The 18,094-nt window shown below is 60.3% G+C and carries 15 protein-coding genes; 6 read left to right on the top strand and 9 right to left on the bottom strand.

Going from position 1 to position 18,094, the window contains the following annotated elements; translation table 11 throughout:
• The first annotated feature begins 547 nt into the window (after positions 1 to 547).
• Positions 548 to 1,135, top strand: a complete 588-nt coding sequence (locus AC1RAC_RS02385; RefSeq protein WP_054920851.1) for a LysE family translocator — start codon at positions 548 to 550, stop codon at positions 1,133 to 1,135.
• On the opposite strand, the gene AC1RAC_RS02380 is transcribed toward AC1RAC_RS02385, so the two are convergent.
• The 8 genes from AC1RAC_RS02380 to gloB form a co-directional block, all read right to left on the bottom strand.
• Complete coding sequence (locus AC1RAC_RS02380; RefSeq protein ID WP_054920849.1) at positions 1,077 to 1,970, bottom strand: AraC family transcriptional regulator; 894 nt, start codon at positions 1,968 to 1,970, stop codon at positions 1,077 to 1,079. The genes AC1RAC_RS02385 and AC1RAC_RS02380 overlap by 59 nt on opposite strands.
• Before the next feature lie 35 nt (positions 1,971 to 2,005).
• Positions 2,006 to 3,607, bottom strand: a complete 1,602-nt coding sequence (locus AC1RAC_RS02375) for an ABC transporter ATP-binding protein (protein ID WP_014718252.1) — start codon at positions 3,605 to 3,607, stop codon at positions 2,006 to 2,008.
• 1 nt (position 3,608) lies between these two features.
• Complete coding sequence (locus AC1RAC_RS02370) at positions 3,609 to 4,628, bottom strand: ABC transporter permease (protein WP_003190688.1); 1,020 nt, start codon at positions 4,626 to 4,628, stop codon at positions 3,609 to 3,611.
• 1 nt (position 4,629) lies between these two features.
• Entirely contained in the window at positions 4,630 to 5,703 is a 1,074-nt protein-coding gene (locus tag AC1RAC_RS02365; RefSeq protein WP_034126078.1) for a microcin C ABC transporter permease YejB, read from the bottom strand.
• A complete protein-coding gene (locus AC1RAC_RS02360) occupies positions 5,704 to 7,536 on the bottom strand; it encodes an extracellular solute-binding protein (RefSeq protein WP_054920846.1) in 1,833 nt (610 codons plus the stop codon).
• A complete protein-coding gene (locus AC1RAC_RS02355; protein ID WP_492616098.1) occupies positions 7,533 to 9,362 on the bottom strand; it encodes an extracellular solute-binding protein in 1,830 nt (609 codons plus the stop codon). Before AC1RAC_RS02355 ends, AC1RAC_RS02360 begins: the two co-directional genes overlap by 4 nt.
• A gap of 236 nt (positions 9,363 to 9,598) precedes the next feature.
• Positions 9,599 to 10,999 (bottom strand): transglycosylase SLT domain-containing protein, encoded by a 1,401-nt coding sequence (locus tag AC1RAC_RS02350; protein ID WP_020301567.1) that lies wholly within the window; start codon positions 10,997 to 10,999, stop codon positions 9,599 to 9,601.
• Positions 11,000 to 11,097: 98 nt separating this feature from the next.
• Positions 11,098 to 11,865: a hydroxyacylglutathione hydrolase gene (gloB, locus tag AC1RAC_RS02345; RefSeq protein ID WP_054920841.1), complete on the bottom strand. Its 768-nt coding sequence runs from the start codon at positions 11,863 to 11,865 to the stop codon at positions 11,098 to 11,100.
• Positions 11,866 to 11,930: 65 nt separating this feature from the next.
• Here gloB and AC1RAC_RS02340 point away from each other — a divergent pair, with 65 nt between their 5' ends.
• Together AC1RAC_RS02340 and rnhA are read left to right on the top strand one after the other, a co-directional pair.
• Complete coding sequence (locus AC1RAC_RS02340; protein WP_034126074.1) at positions 11,931 to 12,689, top strand: class I SAM-dependent methyltransferase; 759 nt, start codon at positions 11,931 to 11,933, stop codon at positions 12,687 to 12,689.
• Between the two features lie 31 nt (positions 12,690 to 12,720).
• Entirely contained in the window at positions 12,721 to 13,173 is a 453-nt protein-coding gene (gene rnhA / locus AC1RAC_RS02335; protein ID WP_003173571.1) for a ribonuclease HI, read from the top strand.
• A gap of 135 nt (positions 13,174 to 13,308) precedes the next feature.
• On the opposite strand, the gene AC1RAC_RS02330 is transcribed toward rnhA, so the two are convergent.
• Positions 13,309 to 13,614 carry a DUF2388 domain-containing protein gene (locus AC1RAC_RS02330; RefSeq protein ID WP_060764695.1) on the bottom strand — a complete coding sequence of 102 codons (306 nt, stop codon included), beginning with the start codon at positions 13,612 to 13,614 and terminating at the stop codon, positions 13,309 to 13,311.
• A gap of 202 nt (positions 13,615 to 13,816) precedes the next feature.
• On the opposite strand from AC1RAC_RS02330, the gene dnaQ reads away from it, so the two are divergent.
• The 3 genes from dnaQ to AC1RAC_RS02315 all read left to right on the top strand — a co-directional run bounded on the left by dnaQ (position 13,817) and on the right by AC1RAC_RS02315 (position 18,009).
• The gene (gene dnaQ, locus AC1RAC_RS02325; protein WP_164919366.1) at positions 13,817 to 14,557 is read left to right on the top strand and encodes a DNA polymerase III subunit epsilon; all 741 of its coding nucleotides are present in this window, start codon (positions 13,817 to 13,819) and stop codon (positions 14,555 to 14,557) included.
• 606 nt (positions 14,558 to 15,163) lie between these two features.
• Positions 15,164 to 17,419, top strand: coding sequence for an Orn/Lys/Arg family decarboxylase (locus AC1RAC_RS02320; RefSeq protein ID WP_054897499.1), 2,256 nt, complete (start codon positions 15,164 to 15,166; stop codon positions 17,417 to 17,419).
• Positions 17,420 to 17,439: 20 nt separating this feature from the next.
• Positions 17,440 to 18,009 carry a GNAT family N-acetyltransferase gene (locus AC1RAC_RS02315; protein ID WP_019820276.1) on the top strand — a complete coding sequence of 190 codons (570 nt, stop codon included), beginning with the start codon at positions 17,440 to 17,442 and terminating at the stop codon, positions 18,007 to 18,009.
• Positions 18,010 to 18,094 lie beyond the last annotated feature (85 nt).

Raw genomic sequence — 18,094 nt, 5'->3', positions numbered from 1 at the left:
GCCGTATCGCTGCGATCGCGGCGTGCCAGCCGATGGCTATCTACCTGACGCCCCCGCGATCCAACTGTGGGAGCTGGCTTGCCTGCGAAGACGACCTCACAGTCGACACCGTAATACCGAGTACCTATCCATTCCTGCGGTAACGGCTACTTAGGGTTCCGCCCTGACGGCGTCTCACTTTTGAAAAGCCGGAATGCCGGCCCAGACAAAAGTAAGCAAAACGCTCTTGCCCCACCACGTTACCCACGAATTCAAGCCTGCGTTCGGCCAGCGTGGTTTAACGGGGCGCCTGAGATCAAGATCACAAGCAGATCAAGATCAAGAGCGGCTCGCTTCGCATCGTGGTTACCTGTGGGCGGCACATTTGACATCTCTGTCGATTGAACGGCCGCCATCGCAGGCAAGCCAGCTCCCACAGTTTATCGCGGGGGCACTAATCAGATCAGCGTCCGTTTCTGAAGTACCCAGGGGCATTTTCTTCAATACCCTCGTGTCCCTGCGCGGTACCGTGATCTAAACCTCGTTTGGGATCACAAAAGGAACTGCAATGAGCTTGATTCTCTCCATGGCCGCCTTTGCCCTGGCCACGTCCATCACGCCGGGACCGGTGAATGTGGTCGCTTTAAGTTCTGGCGCACGTTTTGGTTTCGTCGCCAGCCAGAAACATGTCTTCGGCGCCGCCGTGGGTTTTACCTTGTTGTTGGTGTTGATCGGCCTGGGGTTGCATGAAGTATTGGTGCGCTGGCCGATCCTGATTCAATTGATCCGCTGGGGCGGCGTGGCGTTCTTGTTGTATATGGCTTGGAAGCTGGCGGTGGATGATGGCCGTCTGGACGCTGACGGTGCGCACTCCGCGCCGTCGATGTTGTATGGCGCGATCATGCAGTGGCTCAACCCGAAAGCCTGGCTGGCGTGTGTGGCAGGCATGGGGTTGTTCGTGGCCGATGGCGATGCGGCGCAGGTATGGTTGTTTGCCGTGCTTTACCTGGTGATCTGCTACCTGTCGGTGGCGTGCTGGGCGTATGCGGGGACGTTTTTGCGCCGCTACTTGAACAACCCCAAAGGTGTGCGCCTGTTCAACCGCTCAATGGCCGCGTTGCTGGTGGCCAGTGTGGGTTATTTGCTGATGGCTTGAGGTTCTCGCGGTATTGCCCCGGCGTGGCCGCGAAGTGTTGTTTGAAGGTGCGCTGGAAGTGCGCCTGGTCGGCAAAGCCCGCGGCCAGGGCGACGTCGGCAATCAGTGCGCCATTGCGCAGTTGGCTGCGGGCGAACTGGATGCGGCGGTTGACCATGAAGGCGTGGGGCGTCAAGCCGTAATACTGCTTGAATGCGCGGATCAGATAAGACGGCGACAGTTCAGCGGCCTGGCAAATGTCTTCGAGTTTCAAGGCCTGTGTGCAGTGGGCGCGGATGTAGTCGGCGGCGCGTTCCAGTTTGTGGTTGACCTCGCGTACCGGCGTCAGTGAAGGATTCAGGCGCTGTTGCACCTCGGTGAAGTAACTCACTAGCGCACTCTGTTTTTGCAGCAGTTCGGCCTGCTCATCCACTAGCGTGCGGTACAGGTCAAGCAAGCCGTGGTACAGCCCGGTGTCGCGAGTATGGGGTGTGTCGAATGGCCGGTAGCCCTGGTCGGTACTGAATCCCAGCTGGTATTGCAGGTCGGTCAGCCACGGCGTGTCCAGGTACAGCATGTGGTAGGACCAGGGCTGGTCATGGATGGGGTTGCACGCATGCACATCGCCTGGGTTCATCAGCACCACGGTGCCGGCGCTGATTTCGAAGGTGCGCGCGCCGTAGTGGTAATAGCTGCAGCCGGTGGTGATCGCACCGATGGAAAAATGCTCATGGGCGTGCCGGGTGTAAGTGACCTTGCGCCCGTCGGCGATGGTGCGCGCTTCGATGAACGGCAGGCGTTCGTCGCGCCAGAAGCGCGGCGTGTCTGCGGGACGGGCGATTGGGCTGAGCGACATGGCGTTATTTCTCCTGCATTTGCACCCGCGTGCCGTCAGGCCGGCACCAAAAAAGCCGCCTTGAGCAACTGCCGGGTATAGGCATGTTGCGGGTCAGCAAAAATAGCCTGGGCATCGCCTTGCTCCACCACCTGGCCTTGCTTGACCACCATCAACTGGTGACTCAGCGCCTTCACCACTGCCAGGTCATGGCTGATAAACAGGTAGGTCAGGTTGTACTTGGCCTGCAAACCACGCAGCAACTCTACCACCTGGCGCTGTACCGTGCGGTCCAGGGCCGAGGTGGGTTCGTCCAGCAGGATCAGGCGCGGCTTGAGCACCAGCGCTCGGGCGATAGCGATGCGTTGGCGCTGGCCGCCGGAAAATTCATGGGGGTAGCGATGCCGGGATTCGGGGTCCAGGCCCACTTCCTTGAGCGCCGCGATAATCGCCGCTTCCTGTTCGGCGGGCGTGCCCATCTTGTGGATACGCAGGCCTTCGCCAACGATCTCGCTGACGCACATGCGCGGGCTCAGGCTGCCGAACGGGTCCTGGAACACGACCTGCATTTCCCGGCGCAACGGGCGCACCTGCTGTTGGCTGAGGCGGTCCAGTTGCTGGCCTTCGAAGCGAATCCCGCCCTGGCTGCCGATCAGGCGCAAAATTGCCAGGCCCAAGGTGGACTTGCCCGAGCCACTTTCGCCAACGATGCCCAGGGTTTGGCCCTGGGGCAGGCTGAAGTTGATGCCGTCCACAGCCTTGACGTAATCGACGGTATTGCGCAAAAAGCCTTTCTTGATCGGAAACCAGACTTTCAGGTCGTCCACTTCCAGCAGCGGAGGGCCGACATCATTGTTGGCTGGCCCACCACTGGGCTCCGCCGCGAGCAATTCCTGGGTGTAGGGATGCTGGGGCGACTGGAACAGTGTCTCGCAATCGGCCTGTTCAACGATGCAACCTTGCTGCATCACACACACACGATGGGCGATGCGCCGTACCAGGTTGAGGTCGTGGCTGATCAGCAGCAGCGCCATGCCCAGCCGCGCCTGCAGCTCCTTGAGCAATTCCAGGATCTTCAACTGCACGGTGACATCCAGCGCCGTGGTCGGCTCGTCGGCAATCAACAACTCCGGCTCGTTGGCCAGAGCCATGGCGATCATCACTCGCTGGCGCTGGCCGCCGGACAGCTCGTGAGGCAACGCCTTGAGGCGTTTGTGTGGCTCGGGGATACCCACCAGCTCCAGCAATTCCAACGTGCGCTGGGTGGCGACCTTGCCGGTCAGGCCCTTGTGCAGGCCGAGCACTTCGTTGATCTGCTTTTCGATGGAATGCAGCGGGTTCAACGAGGTCATCGGCTCCTGGAAGATCATCGCAATGCGGTTGCCGCGTATATGCCGCAGGGTTTTCTCTTTGAGCGTCAGCAGGTCTTGCCCTGAATACTCGATAGTGCCAGACGGATGCCTGGCCAACGGGTAGGGCAGCAGGCGCAGGATCGAATGGGCGGTGACCGATTTGCCCGAACCGCTTTCACCCACCAGCGCCAGAGTTTCGCCGCGCTTGATGTCGAAGCTGACGTGGTTGACCACCCGGTGGTGATGCTCGCCGGTGACGAATTCGACACTGAGGTCGCGGATTTCGATCAGATTGTCCGGATTCATCTCATTTCCTCGGGTCGAACGCATCGCGAGCGGACTCGCCGATAAACACCAACAAGCTCAACATGATCGCCAGCACCGCGAAGGCACTCATGCCCAGCCACGGCGCTTGCAGGTTGGACTTGCCCTGGGCCACCAGCTCACCCAGCGACGGCGAACCTGCCGGCAGCCCGAAGCCGAGAAAGTCCAGGGCGGTGAGGGTGCCAATGGCGCCGGTGAGAATGAAGGGCAGGAAGGTCATGGTCGAAACCATCGCGTTAGGCAGGATGTGGCGAAACATGATCGCGCCGTTCTGCATGCCCAGCGCCCGCGCCGCGCGCACGTACTCCAGGTTGCGCCCGCGCAGGAACTCGGCGCGCACCACATCCACCAGGCTCATCCAGGAAAACAGCAGCATGATCCCCAGCAGCCACCAGAAGTTGGGTTGCACGAAGCTGGCCAGGATGATCAGCAGGTAGAGCACCGGCAAGCCGGACCAGATCTCCAGGAAACGTTGCCCGGCCAGGTCGACCCAACCGCCATAAAAGCCCTGCAAGGCGCCGGCAATCACGCCGATGATCGAGCTGAGTATGGTCAGGGTCAGGGCGAAGAGCACCGACACGCGAAAGCCGTAGATCACCCGCGCGAGCACATCGCGCCCCTGGTCATCGGTGCCCAGCAGGTTGACCGAGGACGGCGGCGCCGGGGCCGGGACTTTCAGGTCGTAATTGATGCTCTGGTAGCTGAACGGAATCGGTGCCCACAAGGTCCAGGCATCCTTGGCTTTCAGCAGCTCCTGGATGTACGGGCTCTTGTAGTTGGCTTCCAGCGGGAATTCACCGCCGAAGGTAGTCTCCGGGTAGCGCTTGAGCGCCGGGAAGTACCAGCCGCCGTCGAAGTGCACCGCCAGGGGCTTGTCGTTGGCGATCAACTCGGCGCCCAGGCTCAGCACGAACAGCACCAGGAACAGCCACAGCGACCACCAGCCACGCTTGTTGGCTTTGAACCGCTCGAACCGGCGGCGATTGAGGGGGGACAGGTTCATCTCAATGCTCCCGGCTGGCAAAGTCGATACGTGGATCGACCAGGGTGTAGGTGAGGTCGCCGATCAGTTTCACGATTAGCCCCAGCAGGGTGAAGATAAACAGCGTGCCGAACACCACCGGGTAGTCACGGTTGATCGCCGCTTCAAAGCTCATCAGGCCCAGGCCGTCGAGGGAGAAGATCACCTCCACCAGCAACGAGCCGGTAAAGAAGATGCCAATGAAGGCCGAAGGGAAACCGGCGATCACCAGCAGCATGGCGTTGCGGAACACGTGGCCATACAGCACGCGGCGATTGGTCAGGCCCTTGGCCTTGGCGGTGACCACGTACTGCTTGTTGATCTCGTCGAGAAAGCTGTTCTTGGTCAGCAGGGTCATGGTCGCGAAGTTGCCGATCACCAGGGCGGTGACGGGCAGCGCCAGGTGCCAGAAGTAATCGAGGATCTTGCCGCCCCAACTCAACTCCTCGAAGTTGTTGGAGGTGAGCCCGCGCAAGGGGAACCAGTCGAAATAACTGCCACCGGCAAACACCACGATCAGCAGAATCGCAAACAGGAACGCCGGTATCGCGTAGCCGACGATGATCGCCGAGCTGGTCCACACATCGAAATGGCTGCCGTGGCGCGTGGCCTTGGCGATCCCCAGGGGGATGGACACCAGGTACATGATCAGGGTGCTCCACAACCCGAGGGAAATAGACACCGGCATCTTTTCCTTGATCAGGTCGATGACCTTGGCGTCCCGGAAAAAGCTGTCACCGAAGTCCAGCTGGGCGTAGTTCTTGACCATGATCCACAAGCGTTCCGGCGCCGACTTGTCGAAGCCGTACATCTTTTCGATTTCCTTGATCAGCGCCGGGTCCAGTCCCTGGGCGCCACGGTAGCTGGAACCGGCCACCGCGACTTCGGCGCCGCCGCCAGCAATGCGGCTGGTGGCGCCGTCGAAGCCTTCGAGCTTGGCGATCATCTGCTCCACCGGGCCGCCGGGAGCGGCCTGGATGATGACAAAGTTGATCAACAAGATCCCGAACAGCGTGGGAATGATCAGCAACAGGCGGCGAACAATATAGGCCAGCATTTAATCGCCTCCGCTCGCCGCATCGGCGCGTGTGTCCAGGGGGACGGCAGGTGTGACGTCGGGTTTGCTCCACCAGGTCGCGGTGCCGACGTCGTAGCGTGGCGAGACCTTGGGGTGGCCCAGGTGGTCCCAGTACGCGACGCGAAAGGTCTTGATGTGCCAGTTGGGAATCACGTAGTAACCAAACTGCAGCACACGATCCAGCGCCCTGGCGTGGGCGATCAGGCTTTGCCGCGAACCGGCGTCGATCAGCTCTTCCACCAACTGGTCGACCGCGGGGTCCTTGAGGCCCATGTAGTTGCGGCTGCCGGGCTTGTCGGCGCTGGAGGATTTCCAGAACTCGCGCTGCTCGTTTCCCGGCGAGGTGGATTGCGGGAAGCTGCCCACCAGCATGTCGAAGTCGCGCGAGCGCAGGCGGTTGACGAACTGTGAGACGTCCACGCGACGAATCACCAGGTCGATGCCCAGGTCTGCCAGGTTGCGCTTGAACGGCAGCAGGATGCGCTCGAACTCGGTCTGGGCCAGCAAAAACTCTATGGTCACTGGCTTGCCGGTGCTGTCGACCATTTTGTCGTCAACAATCTTCCAGCCCGCTTCCTGCAGCAGTTGGTAGGCCTCGCGTTGCTGGGTGCGGATCATGCCGCTGCCGTCGGTGTGGGACGGTTCGAATGCCTGGGTGAAGACTTCGCCAGGGATCTTGTCGCGCAGCGGCTCGAGAATCGCCAGCTCGTCCGGACCGGGTAGGCCGGTGGCGGCCATTTCCGAGTTTTCGAAATAGCTGCGGGTACGGGTGTAGGCACCGTTGAACAGTTGCTTGTTGCTCCACTCGAAATCCAGCAGCAGGCTGATGGCCTTGCGCACCCGCACGTCCTGGAACATCGGCTTGCGCATGTTGAACACAAAACCCTGCATGCCGGTGGGGTTGCCGTTGGGAATTTCTTCCTTGATCAATCGGCCTTCTTTCACCGCTGGAATGTTGTAGGCATTGGCCCAGTTCTTGGCGCTGAACTCCAGCCAGTAGTCGAACTGCCCGGCCTTCAAGGCTTCCAGGGAGACAGTGCTGTCGCGGTAGTAATCGGTGATGCGGGTATCGAAGTTGTAGAAGCCCTTATTGACCGGCAGGTCCTTGGCCCAATAATCCTTGACCCGCTCGTAGCGAATCATGCGGCCCGGCTTGACCTCGGCCACCTGGTAAGGCCCGCTGCCCAAGGGGATTTCCAGGTTGCCCTTGGAAAAATCCCGGCTGGCCCACCAGTGTTTGGGCAGTACTGGCAACTGCCCAAGGATCAACGGCAACTCGCGGTTGTTGGTGCGCTTGAACTTGAACAGCACGCGCAACGGGTCTTCGGCCACCACCTCATCGACGTCGGCGTAGTAGTTGCGGTACAGCGGGTTGCCTTCCTTGATCAGGGTCTGGAAGGTAAACACTACGTCTTCGGCGCGTATCGGGTGGCCGTCATGGAAGCGCGCTTCGGGGCGCAGATAGAAGCGCACCCAGCTGTTGTCCGGGGCTTTTTCGATCTTGCCGGCCACCAGGCCGTATTCGGTGATGGGTTCGTCCAGGCTTTGCATGGCCAGGGTGTCGTAGATCAGTGGCAGGTTGTCTGCCGGTACGCCCTTGCTGATATAGGGGTTGAGGCTGTCGAAGCCGCCCATGGCCGATTCGCGGAAGGTTCCGCCCTTGGGGGCGTCGGGGTTTACATAGTCAAAATGCTTGAAGTCGGCGGGGTACTTGGGGGGCTCGTTGTAGAGAGTCAGCGCATGCTGAGGCGCGGCGTGCGCCGCGGTGCACAGCAACAGGCTGGCGAGCAGGGTAGTACGCAAGGACATCATTGGGCTTTCTCCGAAGCTTTCAGCCACCATGCGCTCAGGCCCAGGCTGTAGGGCGGCGTGGTGACGAAGGCGAACCGGTTGCGGTACGCCAGGCGATGATAGTTGAGGTACCAGTTGGGAATGCTGTAGTGCTGCCACAGCAGCACCCGGTCCAGGGCGCGGCCGGCAGCCAGTTGTTCTTCGCGGGTCTGCGCCGCCAGCAGTTGGTCCAGCAGGTGGTCGACCACCGGGTTGGCGATACCGGCGTAATTCTTGCTGCCTTTGATTGCGGCCTGGCTGGAGTGGAAGTACTGCCACTGCTCAAGGCCGGGGCTCAAGGTCTGGTTGAGAGTCATCAGAATCATGTCGAAATCGAATTGATCGAGGCGCTGTTTGTACTGTGCGCGGTCAACGGTACGCAAGCGGGCGTCGATGCCGATGCAAGTCAGATTTTCGACATAGGGTTGCAGGATGCGCTCGAGGTTCGGGTTGACCAGCAGGATTTCCAGGCGCAGCGGTTGCCCGTCCTTATCCAGCAGGCGCTGCCCTGACAGTTTCCAGCCGGCCTCGCTGAGCAGGGCCAGGGCCTGGCGCAGGGTTTCGCGGGGAATGCCACGGCCATTGGTGTGCGGCAGACTGAACGGTTGGGTAAACAGCGCGGCCGGCAGTTGGTCGCGGTAGGGCGAAAGCATCAACCACTCATGGCCCACGGGCAGGCCGGTGGCCGAGAATTCACTGTTGGGGTAATAGCTCACCGAACGCTTGTAGGCGCTGCTGAACAGCGTGCGGTTGGTCCATTCAAAATCGAACATCAACCCCAGGGCTTCACGCACCTTGGCCTGGCTGAACGCCGGTCGCCGGGTATTCATGAACAGGCCCTGGCTCTGGGTGGGGATCTGATGGGCGATCTGCGCCTTGATCACATCGCCGCGGTTGACCGCCGGGAAGTTGTAACCGGTGGCCCAGTTCTTGGCCTGATGCTCGATATAAAAGTCGAATTCACCGGCCTTGAAGGCTTCAAAGGCCACGTCGCTGTCGCGATAGAACTCCACTTCGACCTTGTCGTAGTTATAGAAACCCTGGTTGACCGGCAGGTCTTTGCCCCAGTAATCCTTGACCCGTTCAAACACCAGTTGCCGCCCAGGCGCAACCTTGGTGATGCGGTAGGGCCCACTGCCCAGGGGCGGCTCGAAGGTGGTGGCCTTGAAGTCACGGTTTTTCCAATAGTGCTGGGGCAGCACCGGCAACTCGCCCAGGCGCAGGATCAGCAAGGGGTTGCCGGCGCGCTTGAACACAAAGCGGATACGGTGAGGGTTGAGGATATCGACCCGGGCCACTTCCTGCAGGTTGGTGCGGTACTGCGGGTGGCCTTCGGTCAGCAGGGTGCGATAGGAAAACGCCACGTCATCGGCGGTGATCGGCTTGCCGTCGTGAAAGCGTGCTTCGGGGCGCAGGTTGAACACCACCCAACTGCGGTCTTCGCTGTATTCCACCGATTGGGCAATCAGGCCATAGCTTGAGGTGGGTTCATCGCCCGACGGCGCGTATTGCCCGGTGCCCACCATCAAGGGCTCATTGAGCTCGTTGACGCCGTACTGCAGGAAGTTGGCGGTGGAAACCGGGCTTGAACCTTTGAAGGTGTAGGGGTTGAGCGTATCGAAGGTGCCAAATGCCATCACCCGCAATGTCCCGCCTTTGGGCGCTGCAGGGTTTACCCAATCGTAATGGGTGAATTTGGCCGGGTACTTGAGTGTGCCGAACTGCGCATAACCGTGGCTTTCGGTGATCGTCGCGTTCGCCGCAAAGCTCAAGGCCAGACTTATTAGTAGAAGGAGGGGACGCTTCAAGTCAGAGATCCGATCCAGGCGGCTTGGGCTTTATGATCGGTACAGTAACAGCTTGTTCCGGTTGGAAAAAGGCTGTCGGGAAGGCCATTTTGCGGACTGCAAGCTATTGGACGGTGTGAAGGTCAAATGTGGGAGCTGGCTTGCCTGCGATAGCATCACTGCGGTCTGACTGATAGACCGAGGTGCCTGCATCGCAGGCAAGCCAGCTCCCACACAAGCCAGCTCTCCCCGAGGTATTAGCGCGGCCCGGAAACCACCAGCATCTGCCCTGGTTTCAATGCCTGGCCGGTGCGCGGGTTCCAACGCTTGAGATGTTGCATCTCGACGTTGAAGCGCTTGGCCACCATGTACAGCGAGTCACCTTTCTTGACCTTGTACTGCACCGGTTTTTTCGCCGCGACTTTACGCGTGTCCTGCATCACCAGGGTCTGGCCGACCTTGAGGGCCTGGCCGTTGAGCTTGTTCCAGCGCTGCAGGTCATGCACATCGACCTTGTTGGCCTTGGCGATCAGCGTGAGGTTGTCGCCACTGCGTACCTTGTAGCTGCGGGTACGCCCTGCGACCGCCTTGGTCTCGACTTCGTCGAATACCGGCTTCTTGGGGCGCATGCTCAGCAATTCTTCCGGCTTCATCGTCGAAAGGGTGCTGGTCAGCAGTTGGGCCTTGGAGGTCGGCACCAGCAGATGCTGGGGGCCATCCAGGGTGGTGCGTTGTTTCAAGGCCGGGTTGAGCTGAAACAGTTCGTCTTCGTCGATCTCGGCCAGCGCGGCAACCCGTGACAGGTCCATGCTTTGCTTGACTTCAACGACCTCGAAGTACGGCGTGTTGGCAATCGGGTTCAGGTTGACGCCGTAGGCTTCGGGCGCCAGTACTACCTGGGACAAGGCCAGGAACTTGGGCACATAGTCCTTGGTTTCCTGAGGCAGGGGCAGGTTCCAGTAGTCAGTGGGCAGGCCGAGCTTTTCGTTGCGCTCGATTGCCCGGCTGACCGTGCCTTCGCCGGCGTTATAGGCCGCCAGGGCCAGCAGCCAGTCGCCGTTGAACATGTCATGCAGACGCGTCAGATAGTCCAGGGCGGCGGTGGTGGAGGCCGTGATGTCGCGGCGGCCATCGTAGGCGCGGGTCTGGCGCAGGTTGAAGTAGCGCCCGGTGGAGGGAATGAACTGCCACAAGCCCACCGCATCGCTGCGCGAATAGGCCATTGGGTTGTAGGCACTTTCAATCACTGGCAGCAGCGCCAGCTCCAGGGGCATGTTGCGTTCTTCAAGGCGCTCGACGATGTAATGAATGTAGAGGCTGCCGCGTTCGCCGGCATTCTCCAGAAAGGAGGGGTTACTGGCGAACCACAGGCGCTGTTGCTCGATGCGCGGGTTGACGCCGACACCGTCCTGCAATTGAAAGCCCCGACGCATGCGTTCCCAGACGTCCTGGGGTACTTCGGGGCTGGGCTTCTCTGATAGCCAAATAGGTTTTTGCTTGATCTTGGCAGCAAGATTCGGTTTGGGTTGCACGGTGGATTGTGCAGCGTAATTGGTCGATTGGCAGCCCGCCAGAGTCGCGGAAACGGCCACCGCCACGGCTTGAGCCAGGCGGGTCAATGCGTCTGAAGAAATGGATTTACGAATAGATGACGACATTGGCTGGAAGTAAGTTCCGGGCAAAAATGTCGGGCGATTCTAGAAAGCGCTTTGGTTCCGGTCAACCATTCAGAAATTACGTATCAGATTGCATCTGGTTAGAACTTATCTTTCCAAGCCCTCAAGCTAGCAAACACCTCGGCCCCAGAGCGGTTGTCGCGGCCGTTCCGTTCGTCCGCTTTTTGTTTAACGGATGTTTCAGCGGTGCGCAGAAAAGGGTTAGTACGTTTTTCCAGGGCCAGGTTGGAGGGCAGCGTCATCTGGCCACGGGCGCGAAGTTGGGCGACATTTTCCACCCGTTCGGCGATGTCGGCATTGTGCGGTTCCACGGCTTGGGCAAATTTCAAGTTACTTTGCGTGTATTCGTGGGTGCAGTACACCTGCGTATCGGCTGGCAGGGCGGCCAGGCGTTCCAGAGAGTTGTACATCTGTTCGGGTGTACCTTCGAACAGGCGACCGCAACCGGCGGCGAACAAGGTATCGCCACACAGCAATACGCCTTGGTGATAAAAGGCGATGTGGCCGAGGGTGTGGCCTGGCACGGCGTACACGTCGAAGTCCCAGCCCAGCACGCGGATATGGTCGTTATCGTGCAAGGCCACATCCCGCGCCGGGATCTTTTCGTTGGCAGGGCCATAAACCTTGGCGCCGGTGGCATTTTTCAGTTGCTCGACACCGCCTACATGATCATGGTGATGATGGGTAACCAGTATGTCGCTGAGGCGCCACTCGGCATTCTGCTTGAGCCAGGCCAGCACTGGCGTGGCATCGCCGGGGTCGACCACGGCGCAGCGCTGGGTCGTAGGGTCTTGTAACAACCAGATGTAGTTGTCGGTAAAGGCGGGTAGGGCACTGATCTGTATCATTCTTCGATTCGCCAAGCTGAACACATTGGTGCATCTTAGAACGTCTAGGCGAGTTGGAGAATGCAATGACTGATAAAGCGTTCGCCCAGGCCGATCCTGAGTGGCTGGCCCTGATCAGCGCGGCCCGCGAATGGTTGTCCGGGCCGATTGGGCAGTTTTTGCTGGAAGAAGAGCGGCGCATGCTCGAAGACGAGCTGGGCCGGTTCTTTGGTGGCTACCTGGTGCATTACGGACCGTCGGCCGACACGCCTCCATCGGCGCCGCAGGTGCAACGCAATGTGCGCCTGGGTGCACCGTTGCCGGGCGTGGAGATCGTCTGCGAGGAACAGGCCTGGCCCTTGAGCGAACACGCCGCCGATGTGGTGGTGTTGCAGCACGGCCTGGATTTCTGCCTGTCACCCCACGGTTTGTTGCGCGAAGCGGCGAGCAGCGTGCGCCCTGGTGGCCATTTGCTGATTGTCGGCATCAACCCCTGGAGCAGTTGGGGCCTGCGCCGTGTGTTCGCCCATGACGGACTGCGCCAGGCGCGTTGCATCGCGCCATCACGGGTGGGCGACTGGCTCAACCTGCTGGGCTTCGCGCTGGAGAAACGCCGCTTCGGGTGCTATCGTCCGCCGCTTGCGACTGCCAAGTGGCAGGGCCGTCTGGCCGGTTGGGAACGCCGGGCAGGAGCCTGGCAGCTGTCGGGTGGCGGCTTCTATTTATTGGTCGCACGCAAGATCGTGGTCGGGCTGCGACCGTTGCAGCAAGTGCGCCGCGAGCCGATCGGCAAGCTCGTGCCGATGCCGTTGGCCAAGGTCAACCGCGAACAAGGCGAACCGTAAAACCTCTTTTTGATTTCAGGCCGAATAACCGATGACCGATAGCGTAGAACTCTTCACCGATGGCGCCTGCAAAGGCAACCCGGGCCCAGGCGGCTGGGGCGCCTTGCTGGTGTGCAAGGGCGTGGAGAAGGAACTGTGGGGCGGCGAAGCCAATACCACCAATAACCGTATGGAATTGATGGGCGCCATTCGCGGCCTCGAAGAACTCAAGCGGCGTTGCAACGTACTGCTGGTGACCGACTCGCAATATGTGATGAAGGGCATCAACGAGTGGATGGTCAACTGGAAAAAACGCGGCTGGAAAACGGCGGCCAAGGAGCCGGTCAAGAACGCCGACCTGTGGCAATTGCTCGATGAACAGTGCAACCGTCACGACATCACCTGGAAATGGGTACGCGGGCACATCGGCCATCCTGGCAACGAGCGCGCCGACCAGTTGGCCAACCGTGGCGTGGATGAAGTGCGCGGCTACAAGCAGAGCTGAATCAGCGACACCGCAGCGGCCGTTCGAGCCGCTGCTTCACCGCCGCCATTGCGTGTGGCGAATCTACCAGCACGGCATTGAGCTTCAGGCAGGCATACTTTGGCCTGATCACAAAGATTCCGTGAGTGTTGTCGCTTACAGAGCCAGGATTGCACGGGCGAGTTGTTCGTCCGTGCATCGCAGGTCCACTCTTGTCTGGCGAATATGCCGCAAGGCTGACTCCAACTGGACACCGTGTATTGCACCTTCGCTTGCGACAAACGATGCGGCATCGGCCTTGGCCGCCAGCACAATCTTGTCGTCCTTGAAGCTGCTGCTGGTGCCGCCCGTGGCACTCATCGACAGGCTCACCAAGGCGTCAGTGGTCATCACGAAACTGGTGGCTTGCGCACCGGCAGCGCTGAACAGGCAGGGGATGAACAGCCATTTCAGGTTGAACATGAGTCAGTGAATTCCGTATCTGGAGGAGGCGCGCAGGTTAGCGACGAGGGACGTAGAAAACCGCAGCAAGTTTGCGAAACCTTGTAAATAACTGTTGGGTGTCCACCGGTGATTGGGTGCCATGGGCGCTTCGTTTACAGAGCGTGCTAATATCCCGCCCCTTGAACTGTACCAAACCGTTGAGAGCTGAACCCTGATGGCCATCCGATCTGTTGTACTCGATACCGAAACCACCGGCATGCCGGTGACCGATGGTCACCGGATCATCGAAATCGGCTGTGTCGAACTGATGGGGCGCCGCCTGACCGGCCGCCACTTCCACGTCTACCTGCAACCGGACCGCGACAGTGACGAGGGCGCGATTGGCGTCCACGGCATCACTGACGAATTCCTCAAGGGCAAGCCGCGCTTCGCCGAAGTGGCCGATGAGTTCTTCGAATTCATCAATGGCGCCCAGTTGATCATCCATAACGCGGCGTTCGACATCGGCTTCATCAACAACGAATTTGCCCTGATGGGGCAGGCCGACCGTGCAGACATCTCCCAGCACTGCACGATCCTCGATACCCTGATGATGGCCCGCGAGCGTCACCCGGGCCAGCGCAACAGCCTTGATGCCTTGTGCAAGCGCTATGGCGTCGACAACTCCGGCCGTGAACTCCACGGCGCCTTGCTTGACTCCGAGATCCTGGCCGACGTTTACCTGACCATGACCGGCGGGCAGACCAGCCTGTCCCTGGCCGGTAATGCATCCGATGGCAGCGGTTCGGCTGAAGGTTCGGGCAACCGCCCTTCGGAAATCCGCCGCTTGCCGGCTGATCGCAAGCCGACGCCGATCATCCGCGCCAGCGAGCAGGACCTGGCCGAGCATGCGGCGCGGCTGGAGGCGATTGCCAAGGCGGCCGGTGCGCCGGCGTTGTGGACTCAACTCACCCAGCAATAACCGCTCATGTAGGAGCAGGCTTGCAGCCATGGGTACTTACACAGTTGCATCTGTGGCGAGGGAGCTTGCTCCCGTGACGGCCTGCCAGCCAACACCTATCTACCTGACGCTGCGCGATCAAACTGTGGGAGCTGGCTTGCCTGCGATAGCGGCCTGCCAGCCAACGCCTATCGACCTGACGCCCCGCGATCAAACTGTGGGAGCGTGCTTGCTCGCGAATGCGGCCTGACAGTCAACACGGTTGGATTGGGTACATCTCCATTCCTGCGGTAACGGCCACTTAGCGTTCCGCTCTGACAGCGGGTCACTTTGGAAAAACCGGAGTGCCGGCCCAGCCCACCGACATTTGGATCGCGGAGCCTCAGGTAGATAAGTGTCGGCTGGCAGGCCGTCATCGCAGGCAAGCCAGCTCCCACAGTTTGATCGCGGGGTGTCAGGTAGGTATGGCCCAGCTGGCAGGCCGTCACGGGAGCAAGCTCCCTCGCCACAGGTTCAACGCCGTACCGACGGTTATGCAGGTACCTCTCGACCACCTGTGAAATCTTCATTCGCCACTTTTGCTTCCAGCTTCTACCCTTGTGCAAAGCCTCCGGAGTAAGAGTGCTCATGTACAAAGACCTGAAGTTCCCTGTTCTGATCGTGCACCGTGACATCAAGGCCGACACCGTTGCCGGTGACCGGGTTCGAGGCATCGCCAGGGAGTTGGAACAAGAGGGCTTCAGTATTTTTTCTGCGGTGGACTACGCCGAGGGGCGGCTGGTGGCCGCTACCCATCACGGTCTGGCCTGCATGCTGATTGCCGCCGAAGGCGCCGGGGAAAACACTCATCTGTTGCAGAACATGGTGGAGTTGATTCGCTTGGCGCGCCTGCGCGCACCCAACCTGCCGATCTTTGCGCTGGGCGAGCAAGTCACCCTGGAAAACGCGCCCGCCGATGCCATGAGCGAGCTCAACCAGCTGCGCGGCATTCTTTATCTGTTCGAAGACACCGTGCCGTTTCTGGCGCGCCAGGTCGCCCGCGCCGCACGCACGTACCTGGATGGCCTGTTGCCGCCGTTCTTCAAGGCGCTGGTGCAACACACCGCCGATTCCAATTATTCCTGGCACACCCCCGGTCATGGCGGTGGCGTGGCCTATCGCAAAAGCCCGGTGGGGCAGGCGTTTCATCAGTTCTTCGGGGAAAACACCCTGCGCTCTGACTTGTCGGTATCGGTGCCCGAACTGGGCTCGCTGCTCGATCACACCGGGCCCTTGGCCGAAGCCGAGGCCCGCGCCGCGCGCAACTTTGGCGCCGACCATACGTTCTTCGTGATCAACGGCACGTCCACCGCCAACAAGATCGTCTGGCATTCCATGGTGGGGCGCGATGACCTGGTGCTGGTAGACCGCAATTGCCACAAGTCGGTGTTGCATTCGATCATCATGACCGGCGCGATCCCGCTGTACCTGTGCCCGGAGCGCAACGAGCTGGGGATCATCGGCCCGATCCCCCTGAGCGAATTCAGCCCTGAGTCGATCCGCGCCAAGATCGACGCCAGCCCCTTGACCCGTGGGCGACCACCGAAAGTGAAATTGGCGGTGGTGACCAACTCCACCTATGACGGCCTGTGTTACAACGCCGAACTGATCAAGCAACAACTGGGCAACAGTGTCGAGGTGCTGCATTTTGATGAGGCCTGGTATGCCTACGCCGCCTTTCACGAGTTCTTCGCCGGGCGTTATGGCATGGGTACCTCGCGCACGCCGGACAGCCCCTTGGTGTTCACCACCCACAGTACGCATAAGTTGCTGGCGGCATTCAGCCAGGCGTCGATGATCCACGTGCAGGACGGCGGCGCACGGCAACTGGACCGTGACCGCTTCAATGAAGCCTTCATGATGCATATCTCCACCTCGCCGCAATACAGCATCATCGCGTCGCTGGATGTGGCTTCGGCAATGATGGAAGGCCCGGCCGGGCGCTCGCTGCTTCAGGAAATGTTCGACGAGGCCTTGAGTTTCCGTCGCGCCCTGGCCAACTTGCGCCAGCATATCGCGGCCGAAGACTGGTGGTTTTCCATCTGGCAGCCACCCTCGGTCGCGGGCATTGACCGGGTCGCCACGGCGGATTGGTTGTTGCACCCTGGGGATGAGTGGCATGGCTTTGGCGACGTGGTAGAGGACTACGTGCTGCTGGACCCGATCAAAGTCACGCTCGTGATGCCTGGCCTCAACGCCGGTGGGGCCTTGAGCGAGTGTGGGATTCCCGCTGCAGTGGTCAGCAAGTTCCTCTGGGAGCGCGGGCTGGTGGTGGAGAAGACTGGGCTGTATTCGTTTCTCGTGCTGTTTTCCATGGGCATTACCAAAGGTAAATGGAGCACCTTGCTCACCGAGCTGCTGGAGTTCAAGCGTAGCTACGATGCCAATGTCAGCCTGGCCACTTGCTTGCCGTCGGTGTATGCCCAAGGCCCGGCACGCTATCAAGGCCTGGGGCTGCGCGACCTTTGCGACCAGTTGCACAGCTGTTACCGTAGCAATGCCACGGCCAGGCACCTCAAGCGTATGTATACGGTATTGCCGCAAATCGCGATGAAACCCGCCGATGCCTACGACCAGTTGGTCAGGGGCGAGGTGGAGGCGGTCTGCATCGATGCCTTGGCAGGACGCATCGCTGCCGTGATGCTGGTGCCTTACCCTCCGGGCATACCACTGATCATGCCCGGCGAACGCTTCACCGAGTCAACCCGTTCAATCATCGATTACCTGGCATTTGCCCGCACGTTCGATAGCAGTTTCCCCGGTTTTGTCGCGGATGTGCATGGGCTGCAACACGAAGATGACGGCAGTGGCCGTCGTTATACCGTCGACTGCATCAAGGGTTAAGGAAGTCTATGCAAGCTGTAATGAACCCGAAGTATCCAGGGCTCAGTGTGCGAGTCGCCGACGAAGGTTTTGATGCCTATGTGTGGGGCAATGATTTCAGCTTTGAAGTCAGTGCCTATGGGGTGCCGCAAATGGGCCAGCGCGTCGAACAATGGCCGGTGGAAAAAGTGCTGCCGTACCGCAAGTGCTATGGCATCGACCCGGAAGAGTTCGCCAGTTTCCGTGATGCCGCCGACAGCTCGATCTTCATGGCGTACCTGGATGACCGCGCAGTGGGGCATATCGTGGTCAGCACCAACTGGAACGGTTTCGCCCATGTTGACGAGTTGGCTGTGGCGTTGCCGGCGCGCCGACATGGCGTGGCCAAGTCGTTGTTGGACGTGGCGCAGTTCTGGGCTCGCAAGAAGAACCTGCCGGGCATGATGCTTGAGACCCAGAACAACAACCTCGGCGCCTGTCGCCTGTATGAGCGTTGTGGCTATGTAATGGGTGGCATCGATCAACTGCGTTATCGCGGGATTGACCCGCAAACCCGCGAGGTCGCGATTTTCTGGTATCGGTTGTTCAAGGCGCAAGTGGAGGCTGTCTGACCCCTGTAGGCGCGAGCTTGCTCGCGAAAAACGCCAAGGCGCCGCGTTACATCAGCATGAGCGTGTGATTGTTCACGTTCTTCGC

It is taken from the genome of Pseudomonas sp. GW823-FHT02F05, assembly GCF_058797315.1.
The sequence above is the reverse complement of the archived record's forward strand: the minus strand, read 5'-3'. Positions and strand labels throughout refer to the sequence as shown.